The 18,152-nt window shown below is 71.2% G+C and carries 13 protein-coding genes; 4 read left to right on the top strand and 9 right to left on the bottom strand.

Annotation, left to right across the window (positions count from 1 at the left end; all coding sequences use genetic code 11):
* Positions 1-129: 129 nt before the first annotated feature.
* The 8 genes from LR393_RS18765 to LR393_RS18730 all read right to left on the bottom strand — a co-directional run bounded on the left by LR393_RS18765 (position 130) and on the right by LR393_RS18730 (position 11,746).
* Entirely contained in the window at positions 130-1,530 is a 1,401-nt protein-coding gene (locus LR393_RS18765; protein ID WP_231485254.1) for a GH1 family beta-glucosidase, read from the bottom strand.
* A gap of 22 nt (positions 1,531-1,552) precedes the next feature.
* On the bottom strand, positions 1,553-4,093 hold the full coding sequence (locus tag LR393_RS18760; RefSeq protein WP_231485253.1) for a glycoside hydrolase family 2 protein: 2,541 nt from the start codon (positions 4,091-4,093) through the stop codon (positions 1,553-1,555).
* A 22-nt stretch (positions 4,094-4,115) separates the two neighbouring features.
* Positions 4,116-6,143 (bottom strand): beta-galactosidase, encoded by a 2,028-nt coding sequence (locus LR393_RS18755; protein ID WP_231485252.1) that lies wholly within the window; start codon positions 6,141-6,143, stop codon positions 4,116-4,118.
* On the bottom strand, positions 6,140-7,033 hold the full coding sequence (locus tag LR393_RS18750; RefSeq protein WP_231485251.1) for an ABC transporter ATP-binding protein: 894 nt from the start codon (positions 7,031-7,033) through the stop codon (positions 6,140-6,142). The genes LR393_RS18755 and LR393_RS18750 overlap by 4 nt, the downstream gene beginning before the upstream one ends.
* The gene (locus tag LR393_RS18745) at positions 7,030-7,923 is read right to left on the bottom strand and encodes an ABC transporter ATP-binding protein (RefSeq protein WP_231485250.1); all 894 of its coding nucleotides are present in this window, start codon (positions 7,921-7,923) and stop codon (positions 7,030-7,032) included. Before LR393_RS18745 ends, LR393_RS18750 begins: the two co-directional genes overlap by 4 nt.
* A complete protein-coding gene (locus LR393_RS18740; protein WP_345718650.1) occupies positions 7,920-8,813 on the bottom strand; it encodes an ABC transporter permease in 894 nt (297 codons plus the stop codon). Before LR393_RS18740 ends, LR393_RS18745 begins: the two co-directional genes overlap by 4 nt.
* A gap of 194 nt (positions 8,814-9,007) precedes the next feature.
* Complete coding sequence (locus LR393_RS18735) at positions 9,008-9,997, bottom strand: ABC transporter permease (RefSeq protein ID WP_231485248.1); 990 nt, start codon at positions 9,995-9,997, stop codon at positions 9,008-9,010.
* A gap of 96 nt (positions 9,998-10,093) precedes the next feature.
* Positions 10,094-11,746 carry an ABC transporter substrate-binding protein gene (locus tag LR393_RS18730; protein ID WP_231485247.1) on the bottom strand — a complete coding sequence of 551 codons (1,653 nt, stop codon included), beginning with the start codon at positions 11,744-11,746 and terminating at the stop codon, positions 10,094-10,096.
* A 245-nt stretch (positions 11,747-11,991) separates the two neighbouring features.
* On the opposite strand from LR393_RS18730, the gene LR393_RS18725 reads away from it, so the two are divergent.
* From LR393_RS18725 to LR393_RS18715, 3 genes are read left to right on the top strand one after another with little or no spacing between them, the layout of a single operon-like run.
* Complete coding sequence (locus tag LR393_RS18725) at positions 11,992-13,212, top strand: ROK family transcriptional regulator (RefSeq protein ID WP_231485246.1); 1,221 nt, start codon at positions 11,992-11,994, stop codon at positions 13,210-13,212.
* 41 nt (positions 13,213-13,253) lie between these two features.
* On the top strand, positions 13,254-15,383 hold the full coding sequence (locus tag LR393_RS18720; RefSeq protein ID WP_231485245.1) for an alpha-galactosidase: 2,130 nt from the start codon (positions 13,254-13,256) through the stop codon (positions 15,381-15,383).
* The gene (locus tag LR393_RS18715) at positions 15,380-15,856 is read left to right on the top strand and encodes an AAA family ATPase (RefSeq protein WP_231485244.1); all 477 of its coding nucleotides are present in this window, start codon (positions 15,380-15,382) and stop codon (positions 15,854-15,856) included. Before LR393_RS18720 ends, LR393_RS18715 begins: the two co-directional genes overlap by 4 nt.
* A gap of 2 nt (positions 15,857-15,858) precedes the next feature.
* Here LR393_RS18715 and LR393_RS18710 read toward each other — a convergent pair whose 3' ends face one another.
* On the bottom strand, positions 15,859-16,722 hold the full coding sequence (locus LR393_RS18710) for a LacI family DNA-binding transcriptional regulator (RefSeq protein WP_231485243.1): 864 nt from the start codon (positions 16,720-16,722) through the stop codon (positions 15,859-15,861).
* Between the two features lie 62 nt (positions 16,723-16,784).
* Here LR393_RS18710 and LR393_RS18705 point away from each other — a divergent pair, with 62 nt between their 5' ends.
* Entirely contained in the window at positions 16,785-18,065 is a 1,281-nt protein-coding gene (locus LR393_RS18705; protein ID WP_231485242.1) for an ROK family transcriptional regulator, read from the top strand.
* The last annotated feature ends 87 nt before the right edge of the window (positions 18,066-18,152 follow it).

Raw genomic sequence — 18,152 nt, 5'->3', positions numbered from 1 at the left:
CGGCCTTCAGGGGGCGCCTCACTGTAGGGAAGAGATTTCTTCCCGAACAAGCCGCGCCCCGTCCCGAGGGCATTTCCATGGGAACAACTTTCGGCAATGATGCCGGGTTGATGTCCCCCTAGTCAGAGCTTAACCATCGACTCCCGGATCCACCGCCGCGGGCAGGACGCCCGTGGTGGTCACCCCGCGGTACCAGTGCCCGGAGTCCTTGATCGTGCGGGTCTGCGTGGCGTAGTCGACGTGCACCAGCCCAAAACGCTTCCCGTAACCGTACGACCACTCGAAGTTGTCGGTCAGCGACCAGGCGAAGTACCCGCGCACGTTCGCACCGGCGTCCAGGGCCCGGCCGACCGCCTCCAGGTGGGCGTGCAGGTAGGCCGTGCGCCGCTCGTCGTGGACCCCACCGTCCTCCGCCACCACGTCGTCGAAGGCCGCACCGTTCTCGGTGATGTACAGCGGCAGGCCCGGCCGGCGGCGGTGCATGTCGAGCAGCAGGTCGGTCAGGCCCTGCGGTTCGACCAGCCAGCCCATCTCGGTGTACTCCCCCTCGGGCCGCACCCGCGCCACCCCGTCCACCAGGGTCGGCTGGAACGGGTCGCGGTCGGGGTCCTCGCCCGCCCGCACGGTGGAGGTCGAGTAGTAGTTCAGGCCCAGGGCGTCCAGCGGGGCGTGGATGATCTCCAGATCCCCGTCCCGCACGAACGACCAGTCGGTGAACGCCGCGGTGGCCTCGAACAGGCCCTCGGGGTAGGCGCCGTCGAGCTGCGGGGCCAGCAGGATCTCGTTGTTGACCAGGTCGAGCTTCGTCTTGACGGCCACGTCCGGCGGCGCGTCGGTCGCCGCCTGGTTGACCTGGATGTTGTGCGCGATCGCCACTTTCGCGTCCGGCCCGGCGTGCTCGCGGATCGCCGCCGCCCCCAGGCCGTGGGCCAGGTTGAGGGTGTGCACCGAGGCCAGGGCCTGGGCCGGGTCCTTGATGCCGGGGGCGTGCTCACCGGACAGGTGGCCCAGGTAGGCGGCGCACCACGACTCGTTCAGGGTGATCCAGAGGTTCACCCGGTCGCCCAGCGCGTCGGCCACCAGCCCCGCGTACTCGGCGAACCGGTAGGCGGTGTCGCGGTTCGGCCAGCCCCCGGCGTCCTGCAACGGCTGCGGCAGGTCCCAGTGGTACAGGGTCAGCGCCGGGGCGATCCCGGCGTCCAGGAGCTGGTCGGTCAGGCGCCGGTAGAAGTCCAGGCCCGCCTGGTTGGCCGGCCCGGAACCGGTGGGCTGCACCCGCGGCCAGGCCACCGAGAACCGGTAGGCGTTCAGGCCCAGGTCACCCATGAGCTTCACGTCGTCGGCCACCCGGTGGTAATGGTCGATGGCCACGTCACCGTTCTCACCGTTCACCACCGCACCGGGAATGCGGGAGAACGTGTCCCAGATGGACGGCCCACGGCCGTCGGCCTCCACCGCACCCTCGATCTGGTACGAGGACGTTGCTGCTCCCCAGAGGAAATCGGTCGGGAATCGCCGGGGTTCGGTCATGACTACTCCTGTGTCAGGGCTGTCAGGGGGTGGACATGTGGGTCGAGGGCCCGGTCGCCTCGGGCGCCGGCCGCACCGCGACACCCCGCAGCTCGTTGGCCGTGCGCAGCACCGGGGAACGGGTCAGGGCCTGCGGGTCGAGCTCCGCGGTGGTGGTGACCAGGAAACTCGCCCGGGCCCCGGCCGGCAGGGTGACGACACCGTCGTCCACCCGCGCGTCCGCCGCCAGCCGGTCGGGATGCACCGTGACGCCGTCGGCGAAACTGCGCGCCCGCACGTCGATCCGGTAACCACCCTCGACCCGCTGGGCCGAGACCTCCAGCGGGTCGGGCTCCAGCCGCAGGTCGACGTCCTCCACGAACGTGTGAACGGTGCGGGCCCCGTCGAACTCGGCCACCACCACCTCACCGGCCGTGTCGTACGGCGTGGCCACGTCCGGCGACACCGGCTCGAACTCCACCGACCGGGGCGCCACCGTCAGTTCCGTGATCAGCGTGACGTAGTCCTTGCCCGCCAGCGTCTCGCGGCGGACCTGCGCCGTACCCGTCCAGGGCTCGTCGGTGTCGTTGACCGCGACCAGGGTCAGGTCCTCGTCCTGCGCCACCAGGTACAGGGCTCGCGGCGCATTGGCCCGGCGCAACGCGAAATAAACCGGCTTGGGCCGCTCCTCGCTGTCGACCAGGGCCCAGGAGACGACCGGCCAGCAGTCGTTGAGCTGCCAGACGATCCACCCGGCCGTGCGGGGCCACCACGACCGGTAGTGCTCCACCGCGTGCCGGATCGCCCGCGCCTGGTTGAGCTGCGCGGCCCAGTGCCAGTCCTCGAAGTCCGCCGGCACACCCGTGTGCGGCGCCATCCCGCGCCCCAGCTTGCCGGTGCCGTCGTCGGCCTTCTGGTGGATCAGGAACACCGGGTCGGCGCAGGCGTCGTCCACCGCGGTGAGCGGTCCACCGTCGGCCGCGTGCACGTGGTCGGTCAGGGTTTTCCAGGCCGGCGGCCCCTGGTAGCCGAACTCCGAGCAGAAGCGCGGGATCTCATCGCTGTACACGGACCAGTCCAGCCGGTTCCAGACATCCCACTGGTGGTGCGTGCCGCGGTCGGGATCGTTCGGGTGCGACTGCTCCGGAGTGCGCCGCGGCGTGAACGGGCTGTTCGCGCTGTAGGGACGCGTCGGGTCGAGCTCGGCGACCACGTCGGCGAACAACTGCGTCGCGTACGTGTGCCCCCACGTCTGCCCGTCCAGCTGCGCCTTCCACCCCCAGTCCTCGTGGCCCCAGAGGTTCTCGTTGCCGCCGTTCCACAGCAGGAGGGACGCGTGCGGCATCAGCCGCACGACGTTCTCCCGCGCCTCGGCCTCGATCTCCGAGCGCAGCGGCTCCTCTTCCGGATAGGCCGCACAGGCCAGCAGGAAGTCTTGCCAGACCAGAAGCCCTCGCTCGTCGCACAGTTCGTAGAAGTCCTCGGACTCGTAGACGCCCCCGCCCCAGACCCGCAGCAGGTTCAGGTGCGCCCCCAGTGCCTGGTCCAGACGCCGGGCCACGCGCTCGCGGGTGATCCGGGTGACGAAATGGTCGTCGGGGATCCAGTTCGCGCCCCGCACGGCGATCGGCTTGCCGTTGACGCGGACGACGAAGGCGGTGCCGTGCTCGTCGTCGCCGGTGTCGACCTCGACGGTGCGGAACCCGATCCGCCGGTTCCACGCGTCCAGAAGCTCCTCGCCGGCGGCCAGTTCCACGCTCAGCTCGGCCAGCGGCTGCTCCCCGTGACCGGCCGGCCACCACAGCGGCACGTCGGGCACCCGCAGGGCCAGCACGGCGCTGTCCTCCCCGGCCGGGATCGCCGCCGTGGCCGTGATCCCGCGGACCTGCGCCCGAACCGTGACGGCAGAGGCGGTTTCCAGACCAGAACGCTCGATGTCGAGGTGCACCTCGACGGTCCCGGTCCCGTCGGCAACCACTCCGACCACCGGACGCACCCGCGCGAGTCGGGCGGTCGTCCACCGTTCGATCCGCACCGGTTTCCACAGACCGGCCGTACGCAGGTCGGGACCCCAGTCCCAGCCGAACGAGCAGGCCATCTTGCGGACGAAGTTGAACGGGCGCGGGACGTTCACGGCCGGACGGTCGCCGAGCTTCTCGCGCAGCGCCTCGGCCCAGGTCGTGGCCGAGGTCAGGTCCACCTCCAGCGCCAGCTCAGAGCCTGTTATCAAGGGGGTGACGTCGAAGCGGTAGCTGCGGTGCATGTTCGCGGTCTCGCCGAGCACCGTGCCGCCCAGCCGCACCGTGGCCACGGTGTCGATCCCGTCGAAGACCAGGTCGACCCGCTCACCGGGGGCCGGAGCCGCGAGGTCGAGGGTCGTGCCGTAGCGCCAGTCGGTGCGGTGGAACCACTCCAGGTCGCTCTCGTGCGCGTCGTCGTACGGCTCGTCGATCGCGTCGGCGGCGAGCAGGTCGGTGTGGACGCATCCGGGGACGGCGGCGGCGAACGTTCCGGTCGCCCGCCCGGGCACCTCGCCCGCGGTCGCGGTGACGGTCCATCCGCTGGTCACGCTCTGGTGTTTCACGAGGCCCTCCCGGGCTGAGTGGTCATTGAGAAGATCCCGCACGATCACGAACAGGGGACGACGTCGCACTCTCGCGCACGACGCGGACCCCTCCGGCGGGAACCATGGTCGACGGGCCGACCTTCTCGTCCGTGAGCAGGTCCAGCCCGCTGGTCGCGACCTCCACGGCGGTGTCGCGGTGGTTGATCAGGAACAGGTACGAGGCGTCGTCGCCGAGGCGACGCACGGCCTCCAGACCGGCCGGTGCCTCCACGGTGCGGGTCAGGCCGGTCTCGGCGACCAGCCGATCGGTGATCGCCCCGATGCTGCTCTCCGGCAGGGCGGCCGACACGTACCAGGCCGCGCCCTCCCCCACCGCGCGACGGGTCACCGCCGGGCCACCGGCCAGCGAACTGCCCGCGTAGGAGATCACGGCGGAGGCTCCGTCGAGCTGCACCCGCTCGGTCCAGTCCCGGACCACGCCGCCGTCGTCCAGCGGGACCTCCTCGGTGGCCTGGAGCGGGTAGAACTCGTCGGTGAATATCCCCAGCACGTCGCGGAAGGCGCCCGGGTAGCCGCCGGTGCGGACTTCTCCCGTCGGGCCGCAGACCCCGGACAGGTAGGTGACCAGCAGCGTGCCCCCGCGCTCCGGCACCGCCGACAGACGCGCGGCGACCTCGTCGTCCACCAGGATCAGGCCGGGCACGAGCACCAGGTCGTAGCTGTCGAGATCAGCCCACGGCGGCACCAGGTCGGCCAGCACCTGCCGCTGCCACAGCGCCTTGTGCCAGGCCCGCAGCTCGTGGCCGTACCGCAGGCCGCGGTGCGGTTTCAGGCCGTGTTGCAGGTACCAGCCCGACTCGTCGTCGACGACCATCGCCACCCGGGCCGGTTCCACCCGCGACCCGGCCACCTCGGCCAGCGACCGCAGGTGGCCACCGAGCTCGACCACCTCCCGCCAGACCCGCGACCGGGTACCGGCGTGCGGCAGCATGGCCGAGTGGAACTGCTCGGCCCCGGCGGTGGAGGCCCGCCACTGGAAGAACATCGCCCCGTCGGAGCCGCGGGCCACGTGGGCCAGGGCGTTGCGGGCGATCTCGCCCGGGTCCTTCGCCCGGTTACGCTGCTGCCAGCTCGGCCCGCCGGTGGAGTGCTCCATCAGCAGCCAGGGCTTGCGGTCCGGCGACATCCCGCGCATCCGGTCGCCCGAACAGGCCAGTTCAATGGCCCGGTCGGGGTCGTCGACCAGCGTGTAGTGGTCGTTGGCGACGATGTCGGTGTGCGGGGCCCAGCGGGCGTAGTCGACGATCTGGGCACCGGGCCCGACCATCAGGTTCGTCGTCACCGGTGCCTCGGAGAACTGCTGGATCACCTCCCGCTCGGCCCGGTAGTGCGCCAGCAGGGCGTCGGAGGAGTAGCGCTCGTAGTCCAGGAACAGGCCGGGGCTGGGAGCGCCGTGCTTGCCCCGCGGCGGCTGGATCTCCTCGAAGGTGTTGAACCGGTGTCCCCAGAACGCCGTTCCCCAGGCCTGGTTCACGGCCTCGACGGTGCCGTGCCGCTGCGCCAGCCACTCCCGGAAGGCGACGGCCGAGACGTCGCAGTAGCAGCGGGCGTTCCCGCCGCCGAGTTCGTTGCCGACATGCCAGAGTCGCACCGCCGGGTGGTCACCGTACCGGCGGGCCAGCTGCCCGGCGATCCGCAGGGCGTAATCGCGGAACACCGGCGAACTGGGGCACCAGGCGTTCCGGCCGCCGGGCGGCTGCTGGTAGAGGTCGGCGTCGAACGGCAGGATCTCCGGGTGCGCCGTGTGCAGCCAGCTCGGTGGGGCCGCGGTCGGCGTGGCCAGGTCGATCCCGATGCCGTTCTCGTGCAGCAGACCGACGATCTCGTCCAGCCAGCCGAAATCAAAAACGTTGTCGGCGGTCTCGATGAGACCCCAGGAGAACACGCCGAGCGTGACCAGGTTGACCCCGGCCACCCGCATGAGGGCCACGTCCTGCGCCCAGGTGTCCCGCGTCCATTGTTCGGGGTTGTAGTCGCCGCCGTAGACGAGCCCTTCAACGAGCCTCATGCCGCGGCCTCCTGGGTGCCGCTGGGCACCCACTCACCCAGATCGTGGTCGTAGCAGACGGAGTCGTCGATCGATTCCCGGTCGGGCGCGGTGGAGTGGACGACCGCCCCGACCCGGTTGGGGTCGGGGGCCGACAGCGCCAGCAGTTTGGTGTAGTCGTGGTGCGGGTCGAGGATCACGGCGTCGGCCGGCCCCCGCTCGACCACGCGACCGTGGTGCAGCACCAGGATCTCGTCGGAGAAGTGCCGGGCGGTGGCCAGGTCGTGCGTGATGTAGAGGACGGCCAGGTCACTTTCGCGCTGCAGGCGGCCCAGCAGGTTGAGCACGCCCAGGCGGATCGAGACGTCGAGCATCGAGACCGGTTCGTCGGCCACGAGCACCTGGGCGCCGGGGGCCAGCGCGCGGGCGATGGCCACCCGCTGCCGCTGGCCGCCGGACAGCTCGTGCGGGCGACGGTCGGCCATGTCGGCGGCCGGGGTGAGGTTGACGCGCTCCAGCATCGACAGCACCTCGGCCCGGGTGGCCGCAGCCCCCTGGGTGCGCCCGTGCAGCCGCAGCGGGCGGGCGATGTGGTGGGCGACGGAATGGAACGGGTTGAGCGAGGCGAACGGGTCCTGGAACACCATCTGCACGTGCCGCCGGTACAGCGCGTTCGGCACCGCGGAGCCGTCGTCCTGACGTACCTCGATCCTTCCCGAGGTCGGATGTTCCAGCCGGGTGAGCAATTTGGCGATGGTCGACTTGCCCGAGCCGGACTCCCCGACCAGGGCCACGGTGCGCCCGGGTTTCAGGTCGAAGCTGACGTGGTCGACGGCCCGCAGCCGGCGGCGCTTGAGGCCGTCGCGGATCCGGTAGTCCTTGGTCAGGTCGCTGACGTGCACGCTGGTCATGCCGAGAACCCCTCATCTGCGCGCCCGGAACGGACGAAGTCGCTGCGCTCACCGGTGAGGCTCGGGAACGAGCCCAGGAGTTTGCGGGTGTAGGGATGCTGCGCGGCCGCGTGCAGTCGCTGGGCCGTCTCCAGCTCGACGATCTCCCCGCGGTACATCACCGCGATCCGGTCGGCGATCTCCAGCAGCAGCGGCAGGTCGTGGGTGATGAACAGCACGGCGAAGTCGAGTTCGTCGCGCAGACGCAGGATCTCGCGCAGGATCTCGCGCTGCACCACCACGTCGAGGGCGGTCGTGGGCTCGTCCATGATCATGATCTGGGGCTGCAGCAGCATGGCCATCGCGATCATGGTGCGCTGGCGCATGCCGCCGGACAGCTCGTGCGGGTAGGACCGCAGCCGCACCGGGTCGACCCCGACCCGGGTGAGCACCTCCGCCGAGCGCTCCTTGCGCTGGGCCCGGGTCATCGGGGGAACGTGGGCCTTCAGCGTGTCGTCGAGCTGATAGCCGATGGTGCGCACCGGGTTCAGGGAGTTCATCGCCCCCTGGAAGACCATCGACAGCTGCGACCAGCGGAACGTGCGCAGGGCCTCGTCCTTCAGGCCCAGCAGGTCGATGTCGCCGGCCTCACGGTCGTGGAAGACCACCGACCCGGACGCGATCCGGGCCGGGGGCTGGTGCAGCCGGTTGACGGCGTAGGCCAGGGTGGTCTTCCCGCAACCGGATTCCCCGGCCAGGCCGAGGATCTCACCGCGGTGCAGTTGCAGCGAGGCCGACCGGACGGCGGTGAACGGCTGCTCGGTCTCGTAGACGACGGTGAGGTCGGTGACGGTCAGCACCGGGCGCCGGGTGGTGACCGGCTCGGTGGTCGGTTCGGCGGTGGTGGTCATCGCCCCTCCTGGGCCGCACGACGGAGCCTGCGCCGGGAGGTGCGGGCGTTCTTCAGCTTGGGGTCGATGATCTCGTCGATCGAGAAGTTGATCAGGGACAGACCCATCCCGAACAGGGCGATGATCAGGCCCGGGGGCACGAACCACCACCAGGCGCCCAGCGGCAGGGCGAAGCCGTTCTGGGCGTAGAAGAGCATGGTGCCCAGGGTCGAGGAGTTCGAGGCCCCCAGACCCAGGAACGACAGGCCGGCCTCACCGAGGATGGCCGCGATCACCGCGTAGACGAACTGGGAGGCCAGCACGGGCAGGAGGTTCGGCAGGATCTCGACCGCGATCACCCGCCAGGGCCGCTCCCCCGCCAGTTGCGAGGCGGCCACGTAGTCGCGGTTGCGCACCGACAGGGTCTGGGCCCTCAGCACCCGGGACGAGGCCGCCCAGCTGGTCAGCGCCAGGACCAGCGCGATGGTCCACAGCCCCCGGTCCTCCGGCGGCACGAACCCGGAGATCACGATCACCAGCGGCAGACCGGGAATGACCAGGAAGACGTTGGACAGCAACGAGAACGCCTCGTCGGCGAAGCCGCCCAGGTAGGCGCCGTAGATGCCGAAGAAGGCCGACAGCACGGTGGCCATCACCCCGACCAGCAGGCCGATCTGGAGCGATCCCCGGGTGGCGAAGGCCAGCTGGGAGAGCACGTCCTGGCCGGTCTGGGTGGTGCCCAGGAGATTGGCCCCGGACGGCCCGGACAGGCCGATGTCGTTGATCGCGTCGGGGTCACCGACGAAGAACGGGCCGAACGCCCCGAACAGGCCGATCGCCACGACGAGCGTGAGACCGACGGCCAGCCAGGGAGTCATGGTCGGCAGCAGCGAGCGGCGGCCCCGGGGCATCGGATTCGCCACCGGAGCGGTGGCCGGGGCCGCGAGCGGCCCGCCGGGTCCGGTCGGGGCGATCGGGGCCGACGCCGCGGCCGGCTCCAGCCGCCCGCCTTCGTGATCAGGCAGGACCTCCCCGGGGACGTCGGCCTGATCGCGGACGGGTGGTTCGGGTGTTTCCGAGTGCGATGTACTCATCCCGGTGCCCCTCAGCCCTTCGCGCGGGTGCGCGGGTCGATGAGGCCGTACAGCAGGTCGACGACCAGGTTGGCGCCGAGCACGGCCAGCGTGATGTAGAGGAAGATGCCCTGCATCAGGGCGTAATCGTTGTTCTGCACGGCCGACAGCAGTTTCGAGCCGATACCCGGGTAGGAGAACACCTGCTCGGTGACGACCGACCCGGAGACCACGAACCCCAGGGAGATGGCGAACCCGGCGATGGAGGGCAGCACCGCGTTACGGGCGGCGTAGTTGCGCATGATCGTGCGCTCGGGCAGACCCTTGGCCCGGGCCGTGAGCACGTAGTCCTCCGACAGGGTGGAGACCATCATGTTGCGCATGCCCAGCATCCAGCCGCCGAGCGAGGCCAGCACGATGGTCAGGGCCGGCAGGAACCCGTAGAGCAGGGCCGACTGGAGGAACGGCCCGTTGAACCCCGGATCGAGGACGACGTCGTATCCGCCCTGGGAGGGGAACCAGCCGAGCACCCGGGCCAGCAGGTAGACCAGGACCAGCGCGAGCCAGAAGTACGGCACCGCAGCGAGGATCGTGGTGGCCGGGACGGCTGAGTCGAGCCAGGTGCCCGGCCTCCAGCCGACCACGGCGCCGAGCCCGACCCCGAGGATCGCGGCGATGATCGTGGCGATCCCGACCAGGGTGATCGTCCACGGCATCGAGGTGGAGATGACGTCGGTGACCTTGGTCGGGAAGTAGGTGACCGAGGTGCCGAGATCTCCGTGCGCGAGATTGACCAGGTAGGTCCAGTACTGGTGCAGCAGCGAGTCGTCGGTGTCCCCGCCGAGCAGGGCGGCGTAGGCCTCCCGCGACTGCGGGGTGATCGTCCCGCCCCGCTGCTGGAGCTTGGCCAGCAGGATGTCCACCGGATTGCCGGGCAGCAGGCGGGGAATCGCGAAATTGAGGGTGATGGCCGCCCAGACGGCGACCGCGTAGAACAGGAGTTTGCGCAGCACGTAGTTCACGCCGAGACCGCCTTCCGGGGCGACTGAGGAACAACCCTCCCGTCCGTGATCAGGCCATTGCGGGGAGGTTCGGCCTGATCACGGACGGGGTTTCGGCTAGGAGGCCGGCTTCAGGTTCTTGATGATGGCCGCGAAGTCGTTCTTCGACCAGACCGCGGGCACCGCGTACATGTTGTCGTCGCTGGGCCAGCCGGTGAACTTCTTGGTGCTCCACTCGCTGGTCGTACCGCCGGTGAGCACCGGGATGTAGGGCATGTCCTCGACGATCTTCTGCTCGATCGTGTCGAGGAAGGGCTGCCGGGCCGCCTTGTCGTCCTGCGGGAGCTGGCGCAGCGACTTGATCGCGGCGTCGACGTCCGGGTCGGAGAAGCGGGAGACGTTGTTGCCCGACGTCTTTCCGACCTTGGCCCCGGCCGAGGAGGCGAAGAAGTTGTTGTAGACGTAGTACGGGTCGGGCGCCGAGCCCTGGTACAGGGAGTCGATGGCCAGCTCGTACTTGCCCTGGGTCTTCTTCTCGGTCCACTCGTTCCAGGACGACTGGGCCACCTTCAGTTCGATGCCGGCCTTCTTCAGCTGCTGGGCCATGGTCTGCACGGCGGTGATGTAGTCGGTCCAGCCGGTGACCACCTCGACCGTGAGCGAGAGCTTCTCCCCGCCCTTGGCATAGATGCCGTCGCTGCCCTTGCTCCAGCCGGCGCCCTCGAGCTCCGAGGTGGCCGCGGCGACGTCGGCCGTCTCCGGGGCCACGGGCTGCTCGATCGAGGAGGAGATCAGGTCCTTCTGGTTCGAGGTCAGCACGAACGTGGGCGAGATCTCGCTCGAGGTGTTCTGGAAAGCCAGCGCGTTCAGCTGCTTACGGTCGATCGCGTGGTAGATCGCGCGGCGCACGGCCGGGTCGGTCTGCGGGCCCGCGCAGCCCATGTCCTTGCTGGAGCAGGTCAGCAGCGCCGTCTGGCTCTGGTTGACGGTGGCTGAGCCATAGCCCGGGTAGGTCTCGGCGACCTTGTCGATGTTCGGCACCGGGCCGGTCTGCCAGTCGATCGTGCCGGCCGCGACGCCGTCGGCGCCCGCGGTGTTGCCCGACAGGGACAGGAACCGGACCGTCTTGATCGCCGGGGCGCCGCCCCAGTAGTCCTCGTTGGCGACGTAGGTGAAGGCCTGGGCCTTGAAATCACCGAGCTTGAGAGGCCCGGTACCGACCGGCTTCTCCATCACGTCGGTCTCGGGGTTGACGTCTTTCCACAGGTGCTCGGGCACGATGTAGGTGTTGCCGAGCACGTCCGGCCCCTGGGTGTAGGCCGGCTTGTCGAAGGTGAAGACGACGTGGGTGTCGTCGACCGCCTTGGCCGAACCGTCGTAGCCGATCGAGTTGAGCGCGGCGTGCTTCTTCAGCAGGCCGAAGGTGAAGGCCACGTCGTCGGCGGTGAACGCCTCCCCGTCGGTCCATTTCACCCCGTCCCGCAGGGTGACCGACAGCTGCGTGCCCTCGTCGTTCCAGGAGTAGTCGGTGCCCAGCAGCGGTTCCGGGTCGCCGGAGCCGGCCTTGTTGATGAAGAACAGCTGCTCGTAGATCGCCGCGCCGCCACCGATCTGGGTCGGCGAGAACGGGTTGAAGTTGATCTGGTAGTCGCCGGACTGGCCGGTGTAGGCGACCAGGGTGGTGGTGCCGCCCCCGGATCCGCTGCCGTTACCACTGCTGCCCGAGCATCCGGTCGCGAGCAGACCGGCCACCACCAGTCCTGCTGTCAAGCCGAGGGCCCGGCCCGTACGGGGGCGAGCCCTCTTCGCCGTAAGGAACATCCTTGGTCCTTTCGTCCACCGCCACGTCGTGAGCGGCGGCTCGTCCCCGCTGCATTGCGGTTGACGCAATTCTTACGTTGGTAAATTTAGTATGTCAATATAGGTCTCGGGACACCGCGACGGCGCCGGTCACCGGCGACAAGCGCGCCCCTGACCTGCCGTGAACCCCGCGAAACACGTCCCGAGGGAGCCCCTTGGCCACCACGACGCCCGCCCTCGTCCTCGATCTGATCCGTACCGCCGGGCCGGTCAGCCGCGTGGAACTGGCGCAGCGGGCCGGGCTGACCGCCGCGACGATCACCAACATCGTCCGTGATCTGCTGGCCGGCGGGCTGGTGCGGGAGACCGGGCGGCGTCCCGGCGCGATCGGCTCGCCGCGGCGTCTGCTGGAGCTCGCGGCGGACGCCTGGTACGCCGTGGGCGTTCAGCTCTCGCGGTCCACGACGACCACCGTCGTCACCGACTTCACCGGCCGGCAGCTGGCCGGCACGCGGTCGCCGGGCGTCGGCGACGGACCGCCGCAGGTCACGCTGACCGCGCTGGCCGCCCACGTCGAGCACCTGCTGACCGCGACGGCGGTACCCCGTGAGCGGGTGCTCGGCCTGGGGCTGGTCACCCACGGTCCGCAGGACCGCGAGCGCGGCATGGTCCTGACCTCGCAGCCGACCCGGGCCTGGCAGCGGTTCCCGCTGACCACGACGCTGGCCGGGCTGCTCGCGCTGCCGGTGCTGCTGGAGAACGACGCGACCGCGGCGGCGGTCGGTGAGCAGTGGACGGGGTCGCTGGACGTGGACACCTTCGGGGTCGTCTGGGTGGGTGGGGGCATCGGGGGCGGGGTGGTGCTCGGCGCCGAGTCCTTCGGTGGCCCGACCGCGAATCCGGTGGAGATCGGCCATGTTCCGCTGGATCCGGCGGGGGCGGTGTGCGGCTGCGGGAACCGGGGCTGTGCGGAGGTCACGGCCGGACCGGCGGCCGTGGTGGCCCGGGCGATGGCCGATCGGCGGGTGCGGACCCGGCTGCGGTTGTCGGGGCGCCTGGACGACACCCTGTCCGACTTCGAGAAGCTGGTCGTGGCCTCCGGGCAGGGTGACGGGGCGGCCGCGGATCTGCTGCGGGCCTCGGCCGAGCGCCTGGCCGACGCCGTGGTCACCCTGATGAACCTGTTCGACCTCGACACCGTGGTGCTGTCCGGTCCGGCCCTGGTGACGGCGGGGCCGCTGTACGCCGAGGCTGCCACCCGGGCGGCCGAGCGCGGGGCGCTGGCGCGGTTGTTGCGGCCGGTGCGGGTGCTGGTCTCCCCCGATGCCGGGACGGCCGCGGCCGTGGGTGGGGCGCTGGTGGTGCTGCGGTCGCCGCTGGTGCACGCCGAGCCGGTTGTCGCTGCGCGGCAGAAGGTTCTGCCGATGAACACGTAGGAACGAAAGTATCTTCCACCGGATTCACGTCAAGGAGCACCATGCCCACCCCCTCGTCCATCATTCGCCGTGACGGAGTCGCCGTCCTCGTCCGCCATCCGGTGGACGCCCCGCCGGTCGTGCAGCACTGGGGCGCCGACCCCGGCCCGCTACAAGCCGACGACCTGACCGCGCTGACCGACGCCGACGAGCGCCAGACCCGTCCGGGCACGCTCGACGCGACCTGGCGGCCGGGGCTGTTGCCGGTCGAGCCGGACGGCTGGCCGGGTCGCCCGGGCCTGCTGCTCGTGCGGGCCGGGGTGCCGCTGATCCCCCGCTGGCAGCCGGCCGGCGTCGACGTCACCGATCACGAGATCCTCGCCCGGTTGCACGATCGGGCCGCCGGGTTGCGCCTGACCACCCGGCTGCACCTGGAACCCGGTGGGTTGCTGGGGGTTCAGCACACACTGGCAGCGCAGGACGAGGTGGAGGTGCAGTGGCTCGAGGCCACTGTGCCGGTGCCCACCCGGGCCGACGACGTCACCACGTTCTCCGGGCGGTGGACCCGGGAGAAGTCGCCGCAGCGATCGCCGCTGGGCCGGGGGTCGCTGGCCCGCCAGACCCGGCGGGGCCGGCCCGGGCACGATCAGCCCTGGCTGCTGGCCCTTTCCGACGGCCCGGCGAGGTCCCGTTCCGGCGAGGTCTGGGCCGTGCACCTGGCCTGGAGCGCCGATGTCACCTACCGCACCGACCGGCTGCCCGACAACCCCACCCTGCTGGGGGCCGGGGAACTCCTGCGCCCGGGCGAGGTCCGGCTGGGCGCCGGTGACGAGTACGCCTCCCCGACGGCGTGGTTCGCCTGGTCGCCGGTGGGTCTGGACGGGATCACCGAACGGTTCCACACCTACCTCCGCTCGCGTCCCCAGCATCCCCGGACACCTCGTCCTCTGGTACTGAACACGTGGGAAGCCGTTTATTTCGACCACGACCCGGCCACCGTCGGGCGCCTGGCCGAGCGGGCCGCCGAGATCGGCGTGGAGCGGTTCGTGCTGGACGACGGCTGGTTCCCGGCGCGGCGCGACGACACCCGTGGTCTGGGCGACTGGGAGGTGGACCGCACCGTCTGGCCGGAGGGGCTGGAGCCCCTGGCCGACCGGGTGCGCGAGCTCGGGATGCAGTTCGGGCTGTGGTTCGAGCCCGAGATGGTGAGTCTGGACTCCGATCTGGCCCGTGCCCACCCGGAGTGGCTGCTGCACGATGCGTCCGGGGTTCCCTCCCCCGAAGACCTTTCCTGGCGCACGCAGTACGTGCTCGACCTGGCCCACCCGCCGGCGTACGCCCACGTGCTCGAACGGATGAGCGCCCTGGTCTCCGGCCTGGGCCTGGCGTTCATCAAGTGGGACCACAACCGCGACCTGGTGGACGCCCGGCACGAGGGTCGCCCGGGCGTGCACGCCCAGACCACGGCGGCCCTGCGGCTGATGGCCGAGCTCAAGGGCCGCCATCCGGGGCTGGAGATCGAGTCGTGCTCCTCGGGCGGGGCCCGCTGTGACCTCGGGGTGCTCGAGGTGACCGACCGGGTGTGGGCCAGCGACTCCAACGACGCGGTGGAGCGCCAGGACATCCAGCGCTGGACCGAGCTGCTCCTGCCGCCGGAACTGATCGGCGCGCACGTGGGCCCGCCCACCGCGCACAGTTCCGGCCGTACCGTGGACCTTTCGTACCGGCTGGCCACGAGCCTGATGGGCTCGGCCGGGTTCGAATGGAACGTGCTGGACTGCGACCCGGAACAGGTGGCCCAGCTCCAGCGTTTCGCCGGCCTCTACCGGGAACTGCGGCCGCTGCTGCACAGCGGCACCGTGGTGCACGCCGACGTCCGCGACCCGGCGCTGCGCGTGCGCGGGGTGGTCGCCACCGACCGCAGTGCCGGGGTCTGGACCGTGGCCACGGTGGCGTCGCTGGAAGACGCCCGCCCCGAACCGGTGCGGCTGCCCGGCCTCGACCCCGAGCGTCACTACCGGGTGCGGGTGCGTGACGAGATCGGGCCCTCCCGCTGGGGCTGGATCACCCCGGGCTGGCTGTCCCACGGCGAGGTGGTGCTGACCGGGCGGGTCCTCGACGTCGTCGGGCTCCAGCTCCCCACCCTGTGGCCGGCCCAGGCCCTCGTGCTGCACGCCACCGTCGTACCGTGAGGCTGTTTCTCCTGGGCGCCCCCTGCGCCGGGAAGACCACGCTGATGGCGCCGCTGCGGAAGGCTCTCGATGGGCCCGTCCTGGACCTGGACGAGGAGCTGAAGCAGCTCAACGGCGGCCTGTGGCCATCATCCTTCGCGGCCAAACGCGTCCTGACGCGGCGGATTCTGCGGGAGACGTCGCGGCTGGACGACGTCGTGCTCGCCTACAGCCTGCTGGACGACGAGGACCTCGCGTTGTTGCGGGAGAGGGACTGGCGTCTGGTGCTGCTGGACCTGCCGGAGTCGGTGATGCGGGAGCGGGCCGCGCACCGGGAACGGGAGGAGGGCTGGTCGAACGTGCACTGGCTCCCCAGCCATCTGGACAACATCGCGCACCTGCGGGAGACGGGCGCGTTCGACGATGTGCTGGACGCCACCCTCCCGGTGCCAGAAGTGGTCTCGGCCCTCACCGCTCTCGTGCGGAGCGGATGAGATCAGCCCGGCGGGGCGGTCGAGGCGCGGGCCACGACCTGGGCGACCGGCGGCGACTCGAGAGCGGGGGTCTCACCGCGCACGGCCCGCAGCAGCAGGCCGGCGGTGAGCACCCCGAGCTCGTGCACGTCGCGGCTGACCACCGACAGCGGTGGATGACAGATCCGGCTGTTGGCCGAGTCGTCCCAGGCCAGGACGGACAGGTCGCGCGGCACCTGAAGACCCAGGCGCTGGGCGGCTTTCAGGCCGGCCACGGCCATCAGGTCGTTGTCGTAGACCACGGCGGTGGGACGCGGGTCGACCGCGAGCAGCTCGCCGGTGAGGGCGGCCCCGGTGGCCGCACCGTAGTCGCCCTCCCACCGGGTGCCCTCGCCCCCGGCGGCGGCCACGGCCTGCGCGAACGCCGCGGCCCGGTCGCGGGTGTGCCGGTACCGGTCGGGCCCGGAGACCCAGGCGAGGCGCCGGTGCCCCAGCCCGGTCAGGTGCTCCACCGCCGCGCGCATGGCGCTGGCGTTGTCGTAACCGACCACCCACTGACCCGACTGACCCGAGGCCGGATCCCCGCCGATGTGCACGGCGGGCAGACCCAGCCCGGCGCACACGGCCTGGCGGGGGTCGCCGTCGACCAGGTCGGAGACGACCACCGCGTCGACCAGGCCCTCGTCCACCCATCGCCGGTAGGCCAGGATCTCGGCGTCCAGGTCGGGCACGACGTGCAGGAACACCGTGCCGTCGTGACGGTCCAGCTCCTCTTCCATCCCGGCCAGCAGATCGGCGTAGAAGGGTTCCAGGCCGCCGTCGTCGTTGATCGGCAGCAGCGCCATGCCGACCCGGGGACCGGGGCCGGACCTCGCCAGCGAAGTCATGCGATCAGAATGTCACGCCCGGCCCGCCGATAACCTGGCGAACCGGCAGCGGGAACCGTGTAATGCTTCTGTCCGTGTACGGAGCGGACGCCGGGTCGGAGATGCCGAGATCACCCCGCCGGGCCCCCCGGACCTCGACGCGGCGCCTGGTCCTCGACCTGATCCGCACCCGTTCCCCGATCAGCCGGGTCGAGATGGCCGAGATCACCGGCCTCACCCCGGCGGCCATCACCCACGCCGTGCGGTCGCTGCTGGACGACGGCCTGGTGCGGGAGAGCGGGCAGCGAGAGCGCACCGGCGGCAAACCCCGCGTCATGCTGACCATCTCGCCGCGGGCGCGGTGCGCCGTGGGGGTGCAGCTGGGCGCGGACTGGATCGTGGTGGTGATTATGGACGCGCGGGGCGCCGTGGTCGGGCGGGTCCGGGCCCGCGGGGCCCGCCAGGACGACCCCACCCAGGTCGTCACCGTGGTCGCGGCCCACGTGAACACTCTGCTGCGCGCCACCGCCATCACCCCGGACCAGCTGGTCGGGGCCGGGCTGGCGGTGCCCGGCACGATCGACCTGGACGCCGGGGCGATCCGGGCCTCCCGCACACTGCCGCTCTGGGGCGGGCACGCCGTGCGCGACGCCCTGGTCCAGGCCCTGGGGGTGCCGGTGGTGATGGACACCGACGCCACCGCGGCCGCCGTCGGGGAGCACTGGAGCGGGCGCACGGCCGACGCCGCCGCGCACTGCACCCTTTACATGGGCGCCGGGATCGGCGCCGGTTTCATCCTCGACGGAGCCGTCCACCGCGGGGCCGGGGGCAATCCCGGACCACTGGGCCGGCTGCATCTGCACCGCTCCGGACGTGATGCCGGGCCCGCCCTGGAAGACCTGGCCGCCCCTCACGCCGTGGCCCGCCAGGCCCGCGCCGCCCTGGCCACCGGCCGGGAGTCAACGATCGCGCTCACCGACGACGGCGATCCCTTCCGCGACTTCGGGGTGGTCGCCTCGGCCGCGGTGCACGGCGACGCCCTGGCCGTGGAACTGGTCGAGGAGTCCGCGCACTACCTGGCCGACGCCGTGGTCACGGTCGCCGACCTGCTGGACATCGACTCGCTCGCGCTGGCCGGACCCTCGTTCAGCACGGCCGGTTCCCTCTACGTGACGGTTCTCGAAGAACGGCTCCACACCGACCTTTACGCCGCCCGGCCGCACGGTGTGAACGTCACCCTGGCCGCCCACATCGCCGATGCGGCCGCCGTCGGGGCCGCCGCCCTGGCCTTCCACGAAGACCCGGGCAACGGCCCGGCCATCGTGCGGCCGGCCCGGGCGATCTACGAGGTACCGGCTTCCTAGGGCCGGGACTCTGTACCGGCCGGCGATCCCGGCGCGGCTCAGCGGGTAGAGCGGCCCGAAGGACGACGTCTTCACTACTGCCCGAAG

Origin of the sequence: Kineosporia mesophila (genome assembly GCF_021129235.1) — a bacterium.
In the GTDB taxonomy this organism is placed as follows: Bacteria; Actinomycetota; Actinomycetes; order Actinomycetales; family Kineosporiaceae; genus Kineosporia; species Kineosporia mesophila.
Note: the sequence above shows the minus strand (reverse complement) of the source record. Positions and strands in the feature narration are given on the sequence as shown.